Below are 21,353 nucleotides of genomic sequence, written 5' to 3'. Positions count from 1 at the left end.
TTCATAATTAGCGGGCAGAGGGTATCTTATGAGTAAAGTGTTTGCGTGTGTGTTGATTTTTACAGCTTTTTTGTCTTTTTCTGCTGTTGCAGACCCTGTGGGAGAAGAAGCACAAGATGTTGAAGTTGAATCTAGTAAGACAGAAGAATCACCAGATGAATCCACTTTAAAGGTGTCTGAAAACACTGCAAAAGCCCAAGATCATGAGAGTTCTGCTCAAATATTAAAAGCAGGCCAATATGATGAAGCCTATGATTATTATATGCAAGGCAATTATTTAAAAGCTTTTCATGAAGCACTCAAACGTGCTGAATACAATGATCCAGCTGCGCAAACTTTGATTGGTCAAATGTATATGGAAGGATATGCCGTTCCCCTTGATGGTGAGCGTGCTGCTTTATGGTTTGGAAGCGCTGCAAAACACGGGGACCCACAAGCACAACTGCGCTATGGCCTTATGTTGTTTAGTGGGACCTTTGTCACAAAAGACAAAGAGCGTGGCATAGAATTTGTTCAAAAAGCGCTACATGCTGGTGTGAGGGAAGCCTATTTTTATTATGGGCAAATTCTTCTTCATAAAGCGTTTGATGAAAAAAACGATCTTAAGGGTGTGACTTTACAAAACAAACAAGATGAAGCAAAAGAACAGGCTTTGAAGTTGTTTTTAAAGGGTGCTGCTCTTGGTAACCCTGAGGCTGCTTTTGCTGCTGCAAAGATTTTGTCTGAGGGAACTTTAACAAAACCAAAAGATGATTATAACGCACGAAGATTGATTGAGGTTGCAGCCCAAAATAAGCACCTTATGGCTCAAATGCTGTTGGCACAATGGTTGATTGAAGGTCGTGGTGGGGAAACCGATTTTAAACGGGCTTTTTATTTGCTGTTTGATAATGCCGTTAAGATGGTTGCGGTGGCACAAGTTAATCTGGCAAGACTTTATCGCGATGCAATAGGGGTAGAGGGCGATATTGTTACTGCTGCTGCGTGGTATATGGTGGCAAAGAAGGCGAAAGTGCAAGCTTCTGATCTTGAAGTGATGCTCCAGGGAATGGATGAGACTCAATTAAAGGAAGCAGAACAAAAAGCGATCGCATTCATACCTGTTCTTTAAGCGCGTTTTGGGTGAAGATTGCGCATTTTGGGTGAAGATTGATTGATGGTTTTAGGAGATTATTTTCACCAAATCATTTTTGAGTAATTTTCATAAAAGTGTTTTTTTGCAAATCCTATAGGGTGATTGTTTATATAAGGGTGGTTTTTTTGCAAAATTATTTAAGGTTTTTTGCCAAGGTGCTTTATAGTCTTGCAAAAAGCTGAAAAGCTAGGGTACACAACGATTCTTATTTGAAAAAACCAAATGAGGTTTTAAAAACCATAATGGTTTGAGAAAATAATAATGGTTTGAAAGAATAAAATGAAGCTTAATGAAGCTTTAAAAGATGCAATGGCTTGAAAAAGCCAGATAAGACCTGGAAAAATTAGTGGGTCTTTAAAGGGATCAAATGGAATATACACGATGAAAATTAATGGTAATGAAATTCGCCCTGGAAATGTTATCGAGCATCAAGGAGGTTTGTGGGTTGCTGTTAAATGTAATGCTGTCAAGCCAGGAAAAGGTGGTGCCTTTAACCAGGTTGAGATGAAAAATCTGATTGATGGAACAAAACTCAATGAACGGTTTCGTGCTGCTGAGACTGTTGAGAGAGTGCGGCTTGAACAAAAGGATTTCACATTCCTTTATGAGCAAGGTGAGATGTTGGTTTTTATGGATTCAAGTTCTTATGAACAGCTTGAATTGCACAAAGATTTTGTCGGTGATCGCGCTGCTTTTTTACAAGATGGAATGGTTGTCACGGTTGAGCTTTATCAAGAAAAACCAATTGGCATATCACTGCCTGATCAGGTTGTTGTGACAATTGCTGAGACTGAACCTGCAATTAAAGGGCAAACTGTTACCTCATCTTATAAACCTGCGATTTTAGAAAATGGTATTCGTATTCTCGTGCCACCTTTCATTCAGGTTGGGGAACGTGTTGTTGTTGACACCAATGAATTAATTTATGTGCGTCGCACAAATGAAAAGGGATAAAATATGGCACGTTCTGCAATCATGAATATCATGGTTCAAGCTGCCCTTAAGGCTGGCCGCTCTTTGGTGCGTGATTATGGTGAGGTTCAAAACTTACAAGTGTCTTTAAAGGGGCCGGCTGATTATGTGAGCCAGGCAGATCGCAAAGCTGAGAAGATTATTTTTTCTGAATTGATAAAGGCGCGGCCTAAATTTAGTTTTCTAATGGAAGAATCAGAAGAAATTATTGGGGAGGATTCTCAACATCGTTTTATTGTTGATCCTTTAGATGGTACAACAAATTTCTTACATGGTATTCCTTTTTTTGCTGTTTCTATTGCTTTGGAACGTCAAGGGCAGATTGTTGCTGGCGTGATTTATAACCCTATTTTAGATGAGCTTTTTACAGCTGAACGCGGGTGTGGAGCTTTTTTAAACGATCGGCGCTGCCGTGTGGCGGCACGGCGTAAATTGGGGGAATGTGTGATTGCAACAGGAATGCCCCATTTTGGAGGGCGCAATCATGGGCACTATCTTGTTGAGTTGCGCAATGTTATGAGTGAAGTTTCTGGTGTTCGCCGTTTTGGTGCGGCTTCTCTTGATTTGGCATATGTGGCTGCAGGAAGAACAGATGGGTTCTGGGAAGATAACCTGCAAATTTGGGATATGGCTGCTGGAATCATCATCGTTCGTGAAGCGGGTGGTTTTGTTAGTGATAAAGATGGTGGGAGTGCTATGTTTGGCACAAAAAACATCATTGCTGGTAATGAGTTTATTCATGCCCAATTAAGTCAAACCCTTAAAAAAGGTGTGTGAAAGGCCAGATTATAACTGGCAATTGAGATATGCGCCAAGCGTGTGAGTTCATAAGATGAGAGGGGAAGAGCTTATCCACTTTTCTATGAGATTGTTGATAGGGGTTGCTTAGTTTCCAGCGTTGGTTGGAGCTTGTGAGGGTAGAGTTGTTGGAGCTTGTAAGGAAGGAGAGGCTGCCTGCTGTTTTTGCGAGATTAGAGGGTAGGGGGTGCCTAGTTTTCAGCGTTGGTTGAAGCTCATGAGGGTATAGTTGATGGAGCCTGTGAGGGGTATAGTTGATAGCACTCTAAATGTTTAGAGATTATTTGAGTGCTATGTTTTGATGTGTTTTAAGACTTCTGGATATTTAAAAAATCTTTTATGATTTTTGGTCTGGTGAAAATTGCAGTTGAGCCCAATGTGCATAAACCCCATTTTGCTCAATCAATTGGGTATGGGTTCCTTCTTCAATGATGGTTCCTTTGTCGAGCACGAGGATGCGGTCTGCTTTTAAAACTGTTGCTAAACGATGTGCTATCACCAATGTTGTTCGGTTGTGCATGAGGCCTTCCAAGGCTTCTTGCACGAGTCTTTCGTTATGTGCATCTAAGGCTGATGTGGCTTCATCAAGGAGCAATAGCGGGGCATTTCTTAAAATCGCTCGCGCGATGCCGATGCGTTGTTTTTGCCCACCAGAGAGCATAATTCCACGTTCTCCAACCTGGCTGTTAAAGCCTTGAGGAAGAGATTCGATAAATTCAAGTGCGTTTGCTGCTTTTGCTGCGGCGATGACTTGTGCTTCATCAGCATTTTTTGTACCAAAGATGATGTTGTCGCGCAGTGTGCCTTCAAAAATAACGACTTCTTGCGGGACGTAAGCAATTGATGAGCGTAAATCATAAAGAGAGAGGCGGTTAAGATCAACGCCATCAAATTGGATTTGCCCCTTTAGGGGGTCATAAAAACGCAAGATGAGAGAAAAAAGAGTACTTTTTCCTGCCCCTGAGGAACCAACAAAAGCAACAGTTTCACCGGCTTTGATGGAAAAGGATAAATTTTGCAAAACCTGTTCTTGGGGTCTTGAAGGGTAGTTGAAATCAATCTGATTAAAAACAATGGCTCCTTGAACCGGGTGAGCTAAAGGCAAGGGGGAATCTGGTGTTGTGATGGTTGGTTTTTCTTGCAACAATTCGGCAATTCGTTCTGTTGCACCTGCTGCTTGTACTAATTCTGCACCAAGTTCGGATAATTGTGCAAAGGTCATGGCGCCGAAAATTGCATAAAGAACAAATTGACCAAGTGTACCACCAGACATGGTGCCATTTAAAACATCACGTGAGCCGATCCATAAGACGGCAACAATGCTTCCAAAAACTAGGAAAATTGCACAACCAGTGAAAAAAGAGCGCAAAACCACAGACAATTGCGCTGTTTGAAAAGCGCGTTCAACAAGAGATGTGAAGCGAGAAGCAATAAAGTTTTCAGATGTAAAGGCTTGTACAGTTCGAATAGCGTTTATCTGTTCAGATGCAAGAGCATTTGCATCTGCTAAACAATCTTGCGCAGTACGTGTGCGTTGGCGGACTTTACGCCCTAAGATAATCAGTGGAATGGCAACAAGGGGGATGGCAAGAACAACAAGAAGAGATAGCTTAAGATTGGTGATGACCATCATCACAATTGCGCCAATTACCACAATGAGATGACGCAGAGCTGTCGAGGTTGTTGACCCAACAGCTGTTTTAATTTGTGTTGTGTCTGTGGAAAGCCTAGACATAATTTCACCAGAGCGAGAATGATCAAAAAAATCAGGTGAAAGTTGTGTGATGTGAACAAAAAGATCACGGCGTAAATCAGCAACAATGCGCTCGCCCAATGTGATGACACAATAGTAACGGCATGCTGAAGCAAGTGCTAAAAGTAAGGCTAATACAAATAAAATGCCAAAATAAAAATTAATATTACCGTGACTTGAAGCGGAAAAACCGTGATCAAGCATTTGACGAATGGCAAGGGGCAAGGCCAATGTGACAGAAGCGGCAATAAATAAAGCGACAAAGGAATAAAGAACAAGCCAGTGATGGCGTTTAATATAAGGAGCAAAAGTTGCAAGCAAAGCAAAAGAAACTCTTTTTTTAGAAGGCTTTGCAAATTTGTCAGAATGATTTGATGACTTTGTGGTGGTGTGCATGTTCATCTTATTCCTTATCTTTTTTTTGTATCTTATAAGACTTTTTTATTCCTTATAAGACTTTATGGATTGATAGGCTTTGCACACTTGTTTTTTTATGTACGCTCAGCTATAAGAATCTCAATTCAATTAATGTATCAAAAAGACGAAGCGAGCGCACTTAAAAAAGCAAAATAGCGCTTTTTCGTTATGTAAAAACGAAAGTATGCCGTATGAAAGCGAATATTCATCCCGATTATCATATGATTTATGTTGCTATGACTGATGGAACTAAATATGAGACTCGCTCGACATGGGGAAAAGAGGGAGATACCCTTTCTCTAGATATTGATCCTACAACCCACCCAGCTTGGACCGGTGGTTCTCAGACATTGGTCGATCGTGGTGGTCGTGTTTCTAAGTTCAAAAATCGCTTTGGTAATCTCGGCGTTTAAAATATTTAACTTCTAAAAACAGTATTTGTGAAGTTTGCAATGTGAGAATTGAGCGCATTTGAGCACGTGGATTTGACGTGTGATGTGGGAGGGGCGCATCCAAGATTTCAAAAAGGTAAAATCCGTTTTCAAGAACACGGATGTATGAGGCTTGAGGCGATTTGCGAGAGTTGAAATCACGTGGGGATGAGTAGATATTTGAAGGGGTGTAAGGTTTTGAGATCTTAAGGGGGTGTTCAACAATTTTAAAGGTGAAACCAGATTTCAAGAACACGGATATATGAGGCTTGAGGCGATTTGCGAGAATTGAAAATCGCGTGGGGAGCGTGATGATTTAAGGGGGAGATAAAGTTTTTTTGAAGTCTAAGTGGGTGTTCAGCTGATTTTAAAGGTAAAATCCGTTTTCAAGAATACGGGTGTATGAGGTTTGAGGCGATTTGCGAGAGTTGAAATCACGTGGGGATGAGTTGAATGTTTGAAGGGGGAATGAACGTTAAAATTTTATGCATGTGGTGAATATGCGTGTGATGAGAGACTTTTGTATACTGAATGCTCAATATCATGCATTTGAATCATGCATTGGAAATTTTTAATTAAAAATGCTCAAGCGTGTAAATTACAAAAACTAAAAAAATTAAAAAACCCCCCTTGCTGCTTTCAAAGAGATACTCTTTGATGCATTCAATTAAACTTCGTGGGTAGTAGAGCAGGTGATGATTTTAAGCCAGTTTTATGGAGATAGCTTGGCTAAAATTTCATCACTAACATCGAAATTGGCATAAACATTTTGCACGTCATCATCGTCTTCCAATGTGGTGAGAAGGCGTAGGATAGACAGGGCTTTTTCTTCATCCACGGGTGCAAGGGTGGTTGCTTTCCAAACGGTTTTAATAGACTGTGCTTCACCAAGTGTTGCTTCCAACATTTTTGAAACCTCACCAATATTTTCAAAGGCACATAAAATGTGGTGTCCAGTTTCTTCTGTTTGGACATCTTCAGCACCAGCTTCAATGGCTGCTTCCATGATAGTATCTGGTGTGCCGGCTTCAAGATTATAGATAATTTCACCGATTCGGTTGAACATGAAACTGACAGATCCTGTTTCCCCTAAAGCCCCGCCAGATTTTGTAAAGGCAGCACGCACATTAGAAGCGGTGCGGTTACGGTTATCGGTTAAAGCTTCAACAATAATTGCAACACCGCCTGGGCCATAGCCTTCATAGCGCACTTCATCATAATTTTCGACATCACCGCCTGAGGCTTTTTTAATGGCGCGTTCAATGTTATCCTTTGGCATGGATTGCGATTTAGCGTTTTGGATAGCTAGTCTTAAACGCGGATTCATTGCTGGATCAGGAGCACCTTGTTTGGCTGCAACTGTAATTTCACGCGCAAGTTTAGAGAACATTTTTGAGCGTATCGCATCTTGACGCCCTTTACGGTGCATAATATTTTTAAATTGTGAGTGGCCTGCCATGGCTTCCCTTTCAGTTTGGACGATCACATACCTTATCTGGCAAAATAACCTTGTCTGGCAAGATATATGTTTATAGATTGTCTGGCAAAATATATTGTTTAGCAAAATAATATATGTTGTCTAGCAAATAATATATGTGTTGCAGCATAGGGTGTGCAGATTGAAAAAGACTTTATAAGAAGATTCACGACAAAGGTAAATACACTCTTGTTATGATCATCCAAAGACAGATGTCTTGTCGTGGTAGAAAAATCACGCTATAAAGGCGGTTTCATGAAAAAGGAGGAGATTTCGTGGAAAAATGGTTTACTCTATGGCTCTTCATTGGAAGCCGTGATAAGCCATTGGACATTTCAAAGATAAACGCCCAGAGTTCCTAAAGTGGGCAGTAACTTGCCTTTAGTCTTAAAAAAGGCAAACAAAAGGATAGTATAAAGATGGCAACAAAACTTTTGATGCCCAAAGCGACAGCTGTGTGGTTGGTTGATAACACGGCACTTTCTTTTGATCAGATTGCAGAATTTTGTCAGTTGCATGTTTTGGAAGTAAAAGCCATTGCTGATGGTGAATCTGCTCATGGGGTTAGAGGTCTTGATCCCATTAGTTCTGGGCAATTGACACGCAGTGAAATTGCTCGTGTGGAGGCTGATCCAAAAGCACGTTTAAAGGTTTGCGAATCAAGGGTGCGTATTCCAACGCCAAAACGCAAACGCGCTCACTACATCCCTTTGTCTCGACGCCAAGATCGCCCCAATGGAATCTTATGGTTAGTGCTTAATCACCCTGAGTTAAAAGATGCACAGATTTCACGATTGATTGGAACAACAAAAACAACCATTGAGCAAATTCGCAATCGGACACATTGGAACAGTGCTAATTTAGTTCCTCTTGACCCTGTGGGACTTGGTTTGTGCTTGCAAATTGATTTGGATATTGAACTCCAACGGGCTGCAAAAAATCGCCCTCTGCCTACACAACAAGAAAGTGAAACTTTGCTTCCTGCATCAGTGACAGAAAATTTTGCTCTTGGTGGTGGTGAGTCTCAATCGGCTGCCAATGTTGAGGATGGACCAATGGTGGACAACAATTTTGATGCTGATAAGGTTTTTGCCAAACTAAATGCGCTTAAAAAAGATCATTCCGATAACGAATAGTAGCATTATTTAGCATTGAAAGTGTATAAAGTGGTGGTGGTTTATTCTTATGCAAAGGGGCTTTAAGATTTCGCACCCCTCTTGTTTGAGAAAAAAATTTTGAGAAGAAGAATTCGCATCTCAAGTGATCAGCCAATCTCACGCGATTGTCAATTTCAAACACGTGATCGTCAATTTTAAAGTAAGACGCTCATCAAATGATTGTGTATTTCAAGTAATGGCATATTTCAAATGAGAGCGTATCTTAAACGAGAGTGATTTTAAAGGATGATTTAAATGTTGGTGAGGTTGAAATTAATTGCCAATGTTGGGGGAATCAAGGGGTAATCAATTATAGGTAAAAGCTTGTAATATTTTTGCCGAGCTCAATATATTTTTAAGAGGCCATTTAGGTTGCTAAAGCGAGCGTGTAGAATATTTATAGCTTGAAAGGGCCTTGGGACTTTAAGGGCTTGTTAAAGCACTAAAGGTTGCGCGAAAAGAGTAAAAAGCAGTTTGAAAAGACTTGAAAAGGGCTGCAAAAAGGGAGAGAATATCAAAAAGGAAGAAAATGCGAAAAAGAAAAAGATAGGTAAATGACAAAGAAAGTATTGCTGAGAGTGTTGTTTTTAGGAGTGCTGTTTTAAGTCAAATATTTACTTTTTTGTGATAAAAAATTTTTAGGGGATAATGTGTTAAAATTCCTTAACTTTGGTGCTTTTTATTAAGGAGAATCAGCATATGGGGTTTATCCAGAACATGCTTCGTCGTCCACTGATTGTGGTCTTTTTTGTTTTGTTGAGTGTTGTTGGTTGTGCCAAAAAGAATTTCAATGAGGCTGGTGGCATGCATTCTTCTATGGGGGATGCAAATTTTAGTAGTGCTGCAAGTGGTTCAACACAAGATTTTACGGTGAATGTGGGAGACCGTGTTTTCTTTAGTCTTAATTCTTCTTCTATTGAGCCTGATGCTGAGCATGTTTTGAAGCGTCAAGCCGAGTGGTTGTTGCGTTATCCTCATTATTTTGTTACTGTCGAAGGGCATGCTGATGACCGTGGAACACGCGAATATAACTTAGCCCTTGGGCAGCGCCGTTCTATTGCTGTTCGCGATTATCTCGTTTCTCTTGGGGTTTCTTCACAGCGGATGAAAACAATTTCTTATGGAAAAGAAAGACCTGTTGCTGTATGTGATGATATTTCATGTTGGAATCAAAATCGGCGTGTTGTTTTGACAATCAATTCCGGAAATGGGGGTTATTAAATCTATAAGCGGTGGATTAAAACCGTAGGTCAATGGTGGTCAAAGAAGTGAAATCAATGGTCTATTGAGATCATTAACAATTATTTAGGGGAAAAAAAATTTTGCATGCTGGGCGCAAAAAGAGCTGGAAAGCTGGTTTTTTGTATCAATTATCATTCTGGCATGCTTGCGTTTTTACATTAATTGTGGTGGTTTGTTTCTTTTGGCCTGTTCAAAGTACACCTCAAAATGCTATTCAATTTTCTGATCACGGTTTAAATTCATATTATGGTCACAGTTTGGGCGCATTGGTTGCCCACAGCATGGATCCATCTCTCCCCCAGAGTATGGATTCGGCTTTTGATCAGAGTTTGGGTACATTGGGTGCCCAAAGTGTGGGTCCATCTCCCCCCCCTTCGAGTATGGATCCATTTTCTGATCTCAATTTGGGCACATTGAGTGCCCAAGGCATGGGTCCATCTCTTCCCCCGAGTATGGACCCGTCTTCTGGTCAGAGTCTGGGCATATCGTCCGCCCACAGTATGGACCCGCCTCTCCCCCCGAGCAGGGGTCCATCTTCTGACCAGAGTTTGGGCACATTGGTTGCCCAAAGCATGGGTCCATCTCTTCCCCCGAGTATGGACCCGTCTTCTGGTCAGAGTCTGGGTACATCGTCCGCCCATAGTATGGACCCGCCTCTCCCCCCGAGCAGGGGTCCATCTTCTGACCAGAGTTTGGGCACATTGGTTGCCCAAAGCGTGGGTCCATCTCTTCCCCCGAGCATGGACCCACTTTTTGTTTACAATGTAGATGCGGGGCAAAAGGTGGCTGCGGATCGTCAGGATACTCTTCTGAAAGACAAAGATTTGGATCTTCTTTTGCGTGCAATACAGGGGGTTTTAGAGCGCGATAAACGAGGAGAGAGGGAAGAGCGTTTGTTTCGGCAACATTTGCTTGATCTTTTTAATCAAGAGGGCTCTTTTCGTTATTATTGCCCTTCGAATAACCCTTATTTAAAAGAGACAGCTTTAAAAGAGACAGCTCAGGTGATTAAGGGGCAAGGTGGAAGCCGGGATGAAAGTCAAGAGAAAGCGGTTCCAGCTGGCAAGTACAGTTACAGTAAAGAGCAAGGGAGGAAAAACAAGCACAGTGGAAAAGGGGATAAGAGTGGTGCTGTTGATGGTATGGATGATGAGCGTAAAAATGGCATAAAAGCAGGGCATGGTGGGCCTTTACAGCGTGGGGAGCAAGAGCGTGAAAAGGGTGGTGCTGCCAAACAGCTAGACGGGGATGAAGATCAACGCTTATTGCCTAAGAAACTGTATAGAGAGGGCTATCATTTTATTCTTTCTGCCAATTATGCTGAAGCTGAAAAAGCTTTTTGTGCTTTTCACAAGCGTTATAAACAAGACCCTTTAGTTGGTGATGCTGTTTTTTGGTTAGCAGAATCTTTGCTTGGGCAAGAACGCTATCATGAAGCCGCGCAGGTTTATTTGTATGTATGGTATACGTATAAAAATACCTTATATGGTTCTGAAATTTTGCTAAAATTAGCGATGAGTGTTTCTGCTCTTGGTCAAAATAAAGCAGCTTGTGATGTTTTTGCTGACATTCCAAAACACTACCAAACGTTAGAGTGCGTTTTTTGTAAACGTCTTAAACAAGAACAGAGTCGTTCTCAGTGCTCATTCAATTAGCAAAAATTTTTAAGAAGTCAGATTTTACCCATTGTCAGAAGTTGATTGTGGCAGCTTCTGGGGGGGGTGATTCGCTGGCTTTGTTGTTTTTGCTTAAAGATTATTTTAAGACACTGCTTTCTCCCCCTGAGATTATTGTTGTTACGGTTGATCATCAATTGCGTGAGGAATCAGCGTGTGAAGCTCAGAAGGTGGCAGAGATTTGTCGCGCTTATCAGATTAAGCATGTCATTGTGCGGTGGGAAGGCACGAAGCCAAAGACAGATATTTCTCAAAAAGCACGTGTTGCACGGTATGATTTATTGTTCCAAGAAGCTGAAAAACAGGGTGCAACGCTCATTATGACAGGGCACACTCTCAATGATCAGGTTGAAACCTATTACATGCGCTGCCAACGTGTCTTGAAGGGTAAAGCTGTTTCACAAAAGGGGGGGCGGGGTGATGAGGTTTTTGCTTTAAGATCAAAGGGTGAGGGGGTTATTGGTGTAGAGCAGGGTGATGAGGCTGCTGGTGCGCAGTGTGGTGTTGAAGCTGCGGGTGTTTCACAACAGGGGGGGTGGGGTGATGAGGTTTTTGCTTTAAGATCAAAGGGTGAGGGGGGTGTTGGTGTAGAACAGGATGATGAGGCTGCTGGTGCGCGGTGTGGTGTTGGGGCTGCGGGTGTTTCACAAAAGGGGGAGCGGGGTGATTATAATAATACATGGGAGGAAATGGGTGTAACAGGCCCGTTAAAAGGCGCTAGTGTTTTGAAAGACAATGGTGAATTGATTGAACGTGGTTTGTCTTGTATTGCGCGTGAGGCATTGTTGCGCCGAAAAGTGCGTTTGATTCGCCCATTACTTGGCATCAAGCGCGATACTTTGCGTGCTTATTTGCGTTTGCGAGGAATAGAGTGGATTGATGATCCCACGAATGATGATTTGCGTTTTGAACGCGTACGTGTGCGTCGTTCTATTCATTTTAAAGACTTTTCCGAGGTTGCGCAAAAGGTCAATGAAGCTGCATTAAAACGGCGTCAATACGCGCAGATGATTGCTGATTTGATTCTAGCCTTGGATATTGTTGTTAAGTATGGGCGATGTTTTATTAAAAGGCCTGAGCCTTTTTTATGCCGTCATCCTGGTTTTCCATTTGTTGTGGGGTTATTTGCTGTGTTGATGGGGGGTAGCCCTTATTTGCTTGCATCTCAAAAATTGAATGCTCTTAATCAAAAATTGTGTCTCCACTCTTTAGAAAAAAAGCGCTTTACTTTGGCTGGGTCTCTTATCGAATATAGTCAAAAGGGGATTGCTTTTTGGCGTGAAGCTCGAAATATTCAAGAAGCAATCATCCTTCCTGGGCAAACCTTTTTATGGGATGGGCGCTATCAGATCACCAATCATGAGAGAGATGCCCTTAAAGTGCGTGCAGCTGATCTTGTTCATTTAAAACAGTTTTTTAGGTATGGAAAATATTTTTCCAATACTCATATAATTGGGGAGGGTGAGGTGATTGGGGATATGGTTGATTTTGAAGCTATGGTTGATCGTAAACGACCTCATTTTCCTTCGTTGCAATCTCTTCCATTGGTTTTAGGGGCCAAAGGTATTGATATTCCAGAGCTTTCTCACCTCTCTTGTTGCCATAAAGTGACTGTGCAGCGCATTCTTGCACCCTTTAATTGGCTATCGTTGCGTGAAGATGCCGCTCTTATTAATGTTGTAGAACCTTTTTTTAACATTACATGAAAACATTATGTGAAAAAGATGCAGAAAAATCGTTTTAAAAAATGATAAACATCTCATTCATGTCTTGGCAAGGCGTGGACAAGATTATATGTTACTCATAATTCTATAAAAATTTATATCTGATAAATGGACTGAATATGAATTCCAATTACCGCTCCCTCATGATTTGGGGGCTCATTGCCTTAGTACTCATTGCGTTATTTTCTTTCTTTAATGGAAGCACCCAGCGGACTGGGAATAGTGAGCTTTCCTATTCTGATTTTTTAAAGAAGGTTGAGAATAACGAGTTTACAACTGTGACTATCCAAGGTCAAAAGTTAACAGGACATACGGCTGATCGTCGAATCATTTCAACTTATGCACCAAGAGATCCCTCTTTGGTACAGAAGTTGGAAGATAAGAAGGTTAATGTGAAGGCTGTGCCTGAAAGTTCTGGGAATAGTATCTTTCTCAATTTATTGTTCTCTCTTCTTCCTGTTATTATTATCGTTGGGGCGTGGATCTTTTTTATGCGACAAATGCAAAATGGATCACGTGGTGCAATGGGGTTTGGAAAATCAAAAGCAAAATTGCTAAGCGAGGCGCATGGACGGGTCACCTTTCAAGATGTTGCTGGTGTTGAAGAAGCAAAGCAGGATTTACAAGAAATTGTTGATTTTCTACGTGATCCACAAAAATTTCAGCGTTTAGGGGGGCGTATTCCCCGTGGGGTTTTACTTGTTGGGCCACCAGGAACCGGGAAAACCTTGCTTGCACGCTCTGTTGCTGGGGAAGCTAATGTTCCATTTTTTACCATTTCAGGGTCAGATTTTGTGGAAATGTTTGTGGGTGTTGGGGCAAGCCGTGTTCGTGATATGTTTGAACAAGCTAAGAAAAATGCTCCTTGCATTATTTTTATTGATGAAATTGATGCGGTTGGGCGCCACCGTGGTGCAGGACTTGGCGGTGGAAACGACGAGCGTGAACAGACATTAAACCAGTTGCTTGTTGAAATGGATGGGTTTGAACCTAATGAAAGCATTATTTTAATTGCTGCAACAAACCGGCCAGATGTGCTTGACCCTGCTTTGTTAAGACCAGGGCGTTTTGATCGACAAGTTGTTGTGCCAAACCCTGATGTTGCTGGGCGTGAGCAGATCTTGAAAGTTCATGTGCGCAATGTGCCTTTAGCACCCAATGTTGATTTGAAAGTCTTGGCAAGAGGAACACCAGGATTTTCCGGTGCTGATTTGATGAACCTTGTTAATGAAGCTGCTTTAATGGCTGCAAGCCGCAACAAAAGAGTGGTGACAATGCAAGAGTTTGAAGACGCGAAAGATAAAGTCATGATGGGGGCTGAACGCCGTTCAACCGCTATGACACAAGAGGAAAAAGAGCTGACTGCTTATCACGAAGCGGGGCATGCTATTGTGGCTTTAAATGTGCCTGTTGCTGACCCTGTTCACAAAGCAACAATTGTGCCAAGAGGAAGAGCTTTGGGGATGGTCATGCAATTGCCTGAAGGCGATCGTTATTCCATGAGCTATCGGTGGATGATTTCACGCTTGGCGATTATGATGGGTGGAAGAGTGGCCGAAGAATTAAAATTTGGAAAGGAAAATATCACATCTGGTGCGGCTTCTGATATTGAACAAGCCACAAAATTGGCACGTGCTATGATCACAAGGTGGGGATTTTCTGATATGCTTGGCAATGTTGCTTATGGCGATAATCAGGATGAAGTTTTTTTAGGTCATTCGGTTGCAAGAACGCAAAATGTCTCTGAAGAAACGGCACGCATGATTGATGCGGAAGTTCGTAGACTCATTGATGATGCTTATAAAAGTGCAACAAAAATTCTTACAACAAAAAAGAAACAATGGTTTGCGTTGGCGCAAGGCTTGTTAGAATATGAAACATTAACTGGTGCAGAAATTAACGAAGTGATTGCGGGTAAACCACCTTCACGCACACAGGGTAATGATCATGTGCCTTCACGTACTTCATCTGTGCCTAAGACAGGTGGTAAGGGTGGAAAAGAAAAGCCCAAATCTTCTATTGTGGAAAAGAAAACTGATGTTGCTGAGAAAAAGGTGCGTAGTTCTAAAAGTGCTTCTAAAAATACGCTAAAAGCAAATAATGACAAGAAGGTGAAAGCAAAGAGTGATTCTGCGAGCAATCCAGATGCTTAGAAATGGGTAAATAGTGCTCAATACAAAAAACTTCCCTTTAAGATTTGAGTAAAGCAGTAAGCAGGAGGTTTTGCTGACTTTAAGTCGAAGATTTTAACAATAAGTGAGAGGTCTTTGGCTGGGTGTGTAGACTTTCTTGTGCGTGCAGATAAGTTTTGAAGAGATGGAAGAGTGTTAAGGTGTTGCTTTAGTGAGTTATCTATTGGGAACAGGATTTTTGTGCGTGGGTAAAGGTTGTTTATCTTAATAGATTCGTGCGAGAGGCTGGTTTTTTTTTAAAAGATTGATGGCTTTGTGAGGAGGGGTCTAAAGATTGGGCCTGAGGAGCAAGGTTTGTAAGGAGTGGTTGGTAATTTGGTAGAATTGATAGGGGCATTTTGGTAAGCTGAGTGGTTTGTGGTTTAAAGGGGTGATAGCTTGAGGGGGCGATGATTCCTGAAGAAGTTGTGGTAGAGTGGTTGGTAATTAGTTTGAAAGGTTGATAAGCTGAAGGGGCTTGAAGAGCGAGGTTTGTGAGGAGTGGTTGGTAATTTGGCAGAATTGGTGGGGGCATTTTGGTAAGCTGAGTGGTTTGTGGTTTAAAGGGGTGATAGCTTGAGGGGGCGATGATTCCTGAAGAGGTTGTGGTAGAGTGATTGGTAATTAATTTGGAAGGTTGATGACCCGAAGGGGCTTCTGGGTGGAAAGGGAAAAAAGATGGCGCAAAAATATTTCGGAACAGATGGGATTCGGGGGAAAGCCAATTGTTTTCCTATGACACCAGATTTTGCCATGAAGGTGGGGATGGCTGTGGGTGTTTTGTTTCGCTCACAAGGGCAGCCGTGCCGTGTGGTGATTGGTAAAGATACTCGATTGTCTGGCTATATGCTCGAAAATGCTTTAGTTTCAGGATTTACTGCTGCTGGAATGGAAGCTTTTTTGCTTGGGCCTGTGCCAACCCCTGCTGTTGCCATGCTTTGCCGTTCTCTGCGAGCAGATATTGGAGTGATGATTTCTGCTTCTCATAACCCTTATTACGACAATGGAATTAAGCTGTTTGGCCCTGATGGTTTTAAGCTTTCAGATAAAATTGAAGCAAAAATTGAACAATTACTTGAGAAAGATCTTTCACATTCTTTAGCAAATTGTGCAGAAATTGGGCGTGCAAAACGGGTTGAAGGGGATATTTACCGTTATATTGAATATGCAAAACGCACGCTGCCACGTGATGTGCGTTTGGATTCTTTGCGCATTGTGGTTGATTGTGCCAATGGTGCTGCATATAAGGCTGCACCACTTGCTTTATGGGAATTGGGTGCAGAGGTTATTGCGATCAATAATGAGCCTAATGGTTTTAATATTAATCAAGAATGTGGATCCACTGATCTGACTTCTTTAAAAGAGAAAGTTCATGAGGTGCGTGCCGATGTGGGGATTGCTCTTGATGGGGATGGTGATCGTGTTTTAATGGTTGATGAAAAAGCCCAAACCGTGGATGGTGATCAATTAATTGCGGTGCTTGCTGAGCATTGGCACAAAACTGAGCGGCTGCAGTGCAATGGTGTTGTGACAACCATTATGGCAAATCTTGGGTTGGAGCGTTTTTTAAATGCTAAGGGTTTGGATTTGGTGCGTACTAAGGTTGGGGATCGCTATGTTGTCGAAGCAATGCGTGAGAAGGGTTATAATGTTGGTGGGGAAAATTGTGGGCACATTGTCTTGAGTGATTTTGGAACAACAGGTGATGGGTTGGTTGTTGCTTTGCAGATTTTAGCGTGCATGAAAGAAAGCCAACTTTCGATGAGCGAGCTGTGTAAGCGTTTTGAGCCTGTGCCCCAAATTTTGAAAAATATAACAATTAAAGATAAAAATGTGTTGAATAAATCTCCGGTCAAAGCTGCGATTGATCAAGTGACAGAAGGGCTGGGAAAAGAAACACGGTTGGTTATTCGTGCTTCTGGAACTGAGCCGTTGATCCGTGTGATGGTTGAAGGTGATGATACTAAAGCCATTGAAACTATTGCGGCAGATATTGCAGATGTTATTGTGCGCAATGATCGTGTTTAGAGTGCTCCAAGGGTGGATGTAGAATGCCCTTCCTGGGGGAGGGGGTGTTTTAAGAGAGGTCTAAAGCGCCTTATCTTGCGCGGGATTTTGGATGGTTAAGGATTATTCTTTCCCTTAAAGGCTGGTGAAAACAGGAAACAAATCGCGGCTATAGGCTGAATTAAATCAATTTCATTCCGTTTATCATTTTAATGAGGGTAATGGGGGGTATTTTATTCGTATCCTTTGTGTGCTGAGGTTTTTTCAATATTTTATGAGCAAGTTTGATTTAAAGGTGTGTGTGCTTTTGCACAAGGTGAATGTGCGGGGAAGGAAGATGGGTGTGTGGGCTTTGGCTGAGCGAGAGGCTTAGGTGTTATTGTGGTGTGTGCTTGGTTGGAGGGGATATTGAGGTTGAGTGCGTTTGAGGAATGATGCGAGCTGTGGGTTTTCTTGAGGGGTCAGTGCGCGTGGGAGAGGTGTTGAAGGTAGTCAAGCATGAGGGGGGTTGGAGATGTGCTTTGAGAGGGGGCAGATGTGCTCTTGTGGAATGGTTGTGCTTTTTGCAGAGGAAAAAGGCACATTCTCTTAGTATAGAAAGAATGTGCCTTTGGGGGGTGAATCACAATAGCTATATGTTTTAAAAGTGATCTTTTTTATCTTTTTGCCACAAAAAGTAAGCTGCAAGTCCCAAGGCTGGTAACCCTAATTTAACAAGAGGCAAGTATTTACCCAGCATTGCGATGCTGGAAAGGGTTGACTCTGTCATAAACTTACGGTGCTGTTCTTCATAGTGTCTTTGATAGTTGCGTTGTTGATATGCTTTGAAAAACCGACTTAGCAAAACACTTAATCCTGCAACAAAAAACCAAATGAATACCATTGTTGTGGCTGCACCAACTGGGTGCATCACTAAACACAAAGCAAGGAAGCTTAAGACATTTAAAAATACTAGAGCCATCAATAATGAAAACCCAATAATTCCACAGCAAATTGCTTGGATACGAATCTGTTTGATCGTATTTTTGAGATTTCCACCAGTCAATTGGTACAGTAAGGATACAATAGACGTTTGCATGAGTTAACGGCGGATCAGGTAAGAGAGAACAAAACCAATGCCCGCTGCAACCAAAACGCTCTTGCTAGGATTTTTGCGTACACATCTGCTTAAGTTATGTTCAAAATCGTTTAAAACATCTTTGGCTTGTGATGCAATATCTTCACCATTGTCTTTTACTGAAGCGTAGAGTTTTGTTGCTTTGTTTTTGGCTTCACTTAATGTGTTTGAACCAAGGTCACTTAGTGCTGAGGTTATGTTTGCCATTTCACTGCGTAATTGTTTCAATTGAGCGTGCAGGTCTTTTTCTGTTGATGTTGCTCTGTCATCTGCTGCTTTGTTGTTTGCCATAATGATTCTTCCTTCTTTTTCTTGTGTTATTTTTGATTCATGGTGAAGGCCATCACCTGAGTCAAAGATTTGAACATTCGTTAGTGTTTAACGCCCCCAAATCATATTGGTTCCATGCTTAATACAATTTATAAGTGTATTTTTTTATAAATATTGTTTTTCCTAGAGATTCTTAACGGTATAAGGCAGATTACGCAAAAAAACCTTGAAAAAGAGGACATGATGGCATGGACAAAATTTTTATGATTCTTTTTTTCATGAAGTTTTGCGGCAGTCTATGCCCCCCTTTGTGATTGAGTTGTTAGGTTTTATAGATAAACCTATGGTTGTATATGCGAGCCTTTAGGGAGTGTGAGCTCTCTTTAGGAAGAACGCATAAGTGCATGAGGGGAAGTATGCGTAAGAGAGATATGCGTGAGAGGGAGAAGATGTACTGTGTGTGATGGATTGGGTGCGTGCGAGAGGTGTGCGTGAGGGGATGCTGAGGTGTGAGAGGGTGAGTGAGGAATGAGATGGTGAATGAGGGGTATGTGAGTGTATGGTTGGGGCTTTGGTTTGAAAGGGTGGGAATGAGCGGGGTAGACTTGAGAAGAGGAGTAATGTGTGGGGAAGGGGGGATGAGAGCGAGGAGGTTGTGAGTGTTGTGTGGTGTGCGAGCTTGAAGGGATGATACGAGCTGAGCTGTGGGTGCTGTTGTGGGATTAGTGTGAGAGGGAAAGGTGGTCAGGGTAGTCAAGTGAGGGAGGGTTGGGAGTGTGCGCTTGAGGGGAGAAGGAGTGCTGTGTGGGATAGGTTAGGTGCGTGAGGGAGGTGTTGCGTGAGAGGTGTGAGTGGGGGATGCTGTGGTGTGCGAGCTTGGAGGGATGATACGAGCTGAGCTGTGGGGGCTGTTTGTGGGATTAATGTGAGTGGGAAAGGTGGTTGTGGTAGTCAAGTGAGGAAGGGTTGGGAGTGTGCTTGAGAAGGGGAGAAGATGTGCTGTGTGGGATAGGTTAGGTGCGTGAGGGAGGTGTTGCGTGAGAGGTGTGAGTGGGGGATGCTGTGGTGTGCGAGCTTGGAGGGATGATACGAGCTGAGCTGTGGGTGCTGTTGTGGGATTAGTGTGAGAGGGAAAGGTGGTCAGGGTAGTCAAGTGAGGGAGGGTTGGGAGTGTGCGCTTGAGGGGAGAAGGTGTGCTGTGTGGGATAGGTTAGGTGCGTGAGGTATGTGTGTGCGTGATAGGTGTGTGAGTGGGGGGGATGTTGAGGTGTGAGAGGGTGAGTGAGGTGGTGAATGATTGGGTTTTGTGAGTAAAAGTGATGGCACTTTTTATTATAAACTGGACTTGATTTGTCTTCTTTTATTTTTTATAACCATTTTAAAAAGGAGGGGTGGGGTTATTTTGGAGATTTGTGAGAAACAATGGAATCTGAAACAGGGGCTTTAGATAAGAGTTTTACTTTATTTTCAGCGGGTGATTTTTCTCCCTTTTCGATGTTTATGGCTGCCGATGGGGTTGTGCAAGCTGTGATTGTTGTGTTGATGCTTGCTTCTCTTATATCTTGGACAATTGCTCTGGCTAAAATTGTTGAAATAACGTGGGCAAAACGCAAGGCACATCGTGCGTTGCAGTTTGTTCTAAATGCTCAAACTTTCACGCATTTGACCTCTGATTTCAAAAATCAGCAAGAAGCGAATTCGGTCTTTCTGGGGGCAGGTGCAGTTTTTTTGGAAGAAACGCTCAAAGAGGTGAATCTTTCTACTCAGCAGGTAGTCTTCATCAAGTTTCAAGGTACCAGAGAACGAAAAGATGACGATAGTGCTTTGTGTGCTTTCAATGAGGGGGTGAAAGAACGGGTGCATTTGCTTTTAGCCCGGTGTGTGTTGGCGGCTACAAGACACATGGCTTGTGGGACTGCTGTTCTTGCAACTATTGGTGCTATTGCGCCTTTTGTTGGGCTTTTTGCAACCGTTTGGGGGATTATGAATGCTTTTATTGGAATTGCTCAAACTCAGACAACGCGCTTGGATGTTGTGGCGCCGGGAATTGCTGAAGCTTTGCTTGCAACGGCTATAGGGCTTTTTGTCGCTATTCCTGCTGTTGTTATGTATAATGGTTTAACGCGTGCTCTTAATGGATATCGAAATGATTTAGGAGATATTGCTGCGGCTATTGAAAGGCTTTTGAGCCGTGAACTCGACCAACAAAGACAGCAAAAAAGCCGCAAACAATGAAAACAGACTATCATAATGAATATGAGGGCGATGATTTTCAGGTCCAAAGTGAGATCAATGTAACACCTTTTATCGATGTTGTTTTGGTGCTTCTTATTGTGTTTATGGTGGCTGCACCTTTGGCAACATCTGTTATTTCTGTTCAGTTGCCTTCTGTAACAAAAACGCCTGTTTCCCAGCCTGATAAGCCTCTTTATATTACCTTACAAAAGGATCATTCTTTTTATGTTGGCGACACTCTTGTGGAGGAGGGAGAATTTATTGAGATCTTGTCTGGGGAAACTCAAGAAAATTTAGAAACAAAGATTTTGATTCAAGCAGATGAAGAAATTGACTATGGCCGCGTTGTTAATGTGCTGGATCAGTTGCAAGCAGCCGGATATACCAAAATTGGTCTTGTGGGAATGCACAAAACTTTAAACCATGGTGAAGGGAGAAATGGTAGGGAAGAAAACAGGGGTGATAGGGGAAATAATGGTGAGGGAGAAAATAGGGGTAATGGTGATAATAATGGCAAGGGCGGTGGTAATAGTGAGGGGGATGGTAATGGGAGCAGCAATGGTGAAGGGGGAAATAGGGGCAATGGAGGAAACAATGGTGAGGGGGGTAGCGGGGGTAGCAAAGAGCCTGCAGCAGATACCACGTTTTCTCATGAATAAGGTTTTTTTATGAGCCTGAAAAAAGAAGAGCCTTTCTCTTGAAAATAGTGGGTGAGCTGTTTTTTAAGATAAAAGAGCTTTCGTTTTCCAGAAGTGGAGAGGGGATTGTTTA

General features: G+C 42.3%; 16 protein-coding genes. 12 read left to right on the top strand and 4 right to left on the bottom strand.

All coding sequences use genetic code 11. The features are described 5' to 3' along the window. Window positions 1–28 precede the first annotated feature (28 nt). The 3 genes from GGR10_RS02760 (at window position 29) to GGR10_RS02750 (ending at window position 2,884) form a co-directional block, all read left to right on the top strand. Window positions 29–1,111 (top strand): tetratricopeptide repeat protein, encoded by a 1,083-nt coding sequence (locus GGR10_RS02760; RefSeq protein WP_182479804.1) that lies wholly within the window; start codon window positions 29–31, stop codon window positions 1,109–1,111. A gap of 405 nt (window positions 1,112–1,516) precedes the next feature. Further along, window positions 1,517–2,089: an elongation factor P gene (gene efp, locus GGR10_RS02755; RefSeq protein WP_078690184.1), complete on the top strand. Its 573-nt coding sequence runs from the start codon at window positions 1,517–1,519 to the stop codon at window positions 2,087–2,089. Between the two features lie 3 nt (window positions 2,090–2,092). Beyond that, the gene (locus GGR10_RS02750) at window positions 2,093–2,884 is read left to right on the top strand and encodes an inositol monophosphatase family protein (protein WP_182479803.1); all 792 of its coding nucleotides are present in this window, start codon (window positions 2,093–2,095) and stop codon (window positions 2,882–2,884) included. Between the two features lie 358 nt (window positions 2,885–3,242). On the opposite strand, the gene GGR10_RS02745 is transcribed toward GGR10_RS02750, so the two are convergent. After that, window positions 3,243–5,054 (bottom strand): ABC transporter transmembrane domain-containing protein, encoded by a 1,812-nt coding sequence (locus GGR10_RS02745; RefSeq protein ID WP_422614132.1) that lies wholly within the window; start codon window positions 5,052–5,054, stop codon window positions 3,243–3,245. 212 nt (window positions 5,055–5,266) lie between these two features. Here GGR10_RS02745 and rpmE point away from each other — a divergent pair, with 212 nt between their 5' ends. Next, window positions 5,267–5,488, top strand: a complete 222-nt coding sequence (rpmE, locus tag GGR10_RS02740) for a 50S ribosomal protein L31 (protein ID WP_007476551.1) — start codon at window positions 5,267–5,269, stop codon at window positions 5,486–5,488. A 730-nt stretch (window positions 5,489–6,218) separates the two neighbouring features. Here rpmE and GGR10_RS02735 read toward each other — a convergent pair. After that, window positions 6,219–6,965: a YebC/PmpR family DNA-binding transcriptional regulator gene (locus GGR10_RS02735; RefSeq protein ID WP_010704326.1), complete on the bottom strand. Its 747-nt coding sequence runs from the start codon at window positions 6,963–6,965 to the stop codon at window positions 6,219–6,221. Window positions 6,966–7,402: 437 nt separating this feature from the next. On the opposite strand from GGR10_RS02735, the gene GGR10_RS02730 reads away from it, so the two are divergent. From GGR10_RS02730 to glmM, 6 genes are all read left to right on the top strand, one after another. Further along, window positions 7,403–8,119, top strand: coding sequence for a DUF1013 domain-containing protein (locus GGR10_RS02730; RefSeq protein WP_010704325.1), 717 nt, complete (start codon window positions 7,403–7,405; stop codon window positions 8,117–8,119). A gap of 720 nt (window positions 8,120–8,839) precedes the next feature. Next, a complete protein-coding gene (gene pal, locus GGR10_RS02725) occupies window positions 8,840–9,361 on the top strand; it encodes a peptidoglycan-associated lipoprotein Pal (RefSeq protein WP_182479801.1) in 522 nt (173 codons plus the stop codon). Window positions 9,362–9,462: 101 nt separating this feature from the next. Continuing rightward, window positions 9,463–11,037 carry a tol-pal system YbgF family protein gene (locus GGR10_RS02720; RefSeq protein ID WP_182479800.1) on the top strand — a complete coding sequence of 525 codons (1,575 nt, stop codon included), beginning with the start codon at window positions 9,463–9,465 and terminating at the stop codon, window positions 11,035–11,037. Further along, a complete protein-coding gene (gene tilS, locus GGR10_RS02715; protein ID WP_182479799.1) occupies window positions 11,022–12,764 on the top strand; it encodes a tRNA lysidine(34) synthetase TilS in 1,743 nt (580 codons plus the stop codon). Before GGR10_RS02720 ends, tilS begins: the two co-directional genes overlap by 16 nt. A gap of 137 nt (window positions 12,765–12,901) precedes the next feature. Next, window positions 12,902–14,935, top strand: coding sequence for an ATP-dependent zinc metalloprotease FtsH (ftsH, locus tag GGR10_RS02710; RefSeq protein ID WP_182479798.1), 2,034 nt, complete (start codon window positions 12,902–12,904; stop codon window positions 14,933–14,935). 696 nt (window positions 14,936–15,631) lie between these two features. Then, entirely contained in the window at window positions 15,632–16,981 is a 1,350-nt protein-coding gene (glmM, locus tag GGR10_RS02705) for a phosphoglucosamine mutase (protein ID WP_182479797.1), read from the top strand. 619 nt (window positions 16,982–17,600) lie between these two features. On the opposite strand, the gene GGR10_RS02700 is transcribed toward glmM, so the two are convergent. Next, window positions 17,601–18,038, bottom strand: a complete 438-nt coding sequence (locus GGR10_RS02700; RefSeq protein ID WP_010704319.1) for a hypothetical protein — start codon at window positions 18,036–18,038, stop codon at window positions 17,601–17,603. A gap of 3 nt (window positions 18,039–18,041) precedes the next feature. Next, window positions 18,042–18,368, bottom strand: a complete 327-nt coding sequence (locus tag GGR10_RS02695; RefSeq protein WP_182479796.1) for an ElaB/YgaM/YqjD family protein — start codon at window positions 18,366–18,368, stop codon at window positions 18,042–18,044. 1,401 nt (window positions 18,369–19,769) lie between these two features. Between GGR10_RS02695 and exbB the strand changes: the two genes are divergently transcribed. Both exbB and GGR10_RS06785 read left to right on the top strand, forming a co-directional pair. Continuing rightward, entirely contained in the window at window positions 19,770–20,582 is an 813-nt protein-coding gene (gene exbB / locus GGR10_RS02690) for a tonB-system energizer ExbB (protein WP_182479795.1), read from the top strand. Continuing rightward, window positions 20,579–21,241, top strand: coding sequence for a biopolymer transporter ExbD (locus GGR10_RS06785; protein ID WP_208431765.1), 663 nt, complete (start codon window positions 20,579–20,581; stop codon window positions 21,239–21,241). The genes exbB and GGR10_RS06785 overlap by 4 nt, the downstream gene beginning before the upstream one ends. The last annotated feature ends 112 nt before the right edge of the window (window positions 21,242–21,353 follow it).

This window comes from Bartonella chomelii (genome assembly GCF_014138465.1).
In the GTDB taxonomy this organism is placed as follows: Bacteria; Pseudomonadota; Alphaproteobacteria; order Rhizobiales; family Rhizobiaceae; genus Bartonella; species Bartonella schoenbuchensis.
Note: the sequence above shows the minus strand (reverse complement) of the source record. Positions and strands in the feature narration are given on the sequence as shown.